This is a genomic window from Salinarimonas ramus, from assembly GCF_014645695.1.
Taxonomy (GTDB): Bacteria; Pseudomonadota; Alphaproteobacteria; order Rhizobiales; family Beijerinckiaceae; genus Salinarimonas; species Salinarimonas ramus.
Map to the genome: position 1 here is coordinate 1 of NZ_BMMF01000041.1, position 786 is coordinate 786.

Here is a 786-nt window from a genome sequence, read left to right on the forward strand (position 1 = left end):
CGCTCGCGGGCCTCGCCGCGCTCGCCGCGACGGCGCTGGAGGGCACCGCACCGGCTCGGGCGGCCGCGTGCGCGGATCTCGCGCTCGGCCGGGCGGAGGCGCGGCCGTTCGAGGCGATCCCGTTCCCCGAGACCGTCGACGCGCTCCTCGTCTCCCTGGACGGCGCCGAGCCGCTGCGCCTGCCGCTCGCGGCGGGGACCTTCGTCGTGCCGCCGCACCCGGTGACGCCGCTCGAAGGCGGCGTGGTCGAGCTCGCCGCCGCCGATGTTGACGGCTCGTGCCCGCTCGGCGACCTGACCATCGCCGCGCTCCCGCGCGCGACGGGCGCTATCGCCCGCGAGGCCGCGGACATCGCGAAGCTGATTTCCGACATCCGCACGCTGTCGGTCGGCGGCGCACCGCTGCCTTCCATCGAGACGGCGCCGGACGCGCTCGTGCCGCTCGCGCTCCTCGTCGCCATGGGCGAGGCTGTCGCGGCCGACCTGGCGACCCTGTCGGGCGATCCCTTGACGGAGGCGCTCTTCGCCGCGGCGTCGGCGCAGACGCGCGCACGCGTTCCGCGCCGCCGGGCCGACGCGCCGCCCGTTTCTCCCCGGCGTCACGCGCGCGCCCTCGTCTCGCGGTTCGCCGAGATCGTCGCGGGGCTCTCGCCGATCGGCACGGCGCGGGCGGTGGAGCTCGAGCTCGACACGACGGGCCTCCTCTGCCCGGAGGATGCCGAGAGCCTGCGCCGCATGGCCTGGATGCAGATCGAGGGCGAGGCGGCGTCCCTCCCGGAGGTCTCGC

Annotated in this window: 1 protein-coding gene; it reads left to right on the plus strand. The window is 77.1% G+C overall.

The features are described from left to right. On the plus strand, positions 1-786 hold a 786-nt coding region (locus IEX89_RS24120), incomplete at both ends, for a hypothetical protein (RefSeq protein WP_188915840.1).